Origin of the sequence: Allokutzneria sp. NRRL B-24872 (assembly GCF_002155965.1) — a bacterium.
Taxonomy (GTDB): Bacteria; Actinomycetota; Actinomycetes; order Mycobacteriales; family Pseudonocardiaceae; genus Allokutzneria.
On the sequence record NZ_MUMH01000100.1, the window covers coordinates 418 to 680 of the forward strand.

1 protein-coding gene is annotated in these 263 nt (G+C 67.3%); it reads left to right on the top strand.

From position 1 onward, the window contains the following. Positions 1–148: 148 nt before the first annotated feature. Positions 149–263 (top strand): nucleoside-diphosphate kinase (locus tag CCN37_RS24690; protein WP_305764718.1); only part of this gene is annotated, 115 nt, incomplete at its 3' end.

The following is a 263-nucleotide window of genomic DNA, read 5'->3' on the forward strand; positions in this document are numbered from 1 at the left end:
GCTCGGCGAGGTGGAGCTGGCGGGCGAACCGGTGCGACTGCGGTCGAACTTCCAGAACGGCTTGAAACGGCTGCCGATCAGGTGGCGGAGCTGACCGGTTACCCTGCGCACACCGAAACGTCCACTTGCACGAAAGAGTAGGAACGCCGTGAGCGAGCGCACCCTTGTCCTGGTCAAGCCCGACGGTGTGGCCCGCGGCCTGGTCGGCGAGGTCATCTCCCGCATCGAGCGCAAGGGCCTGAAGCTGGCCGCGCTGGAGCTGC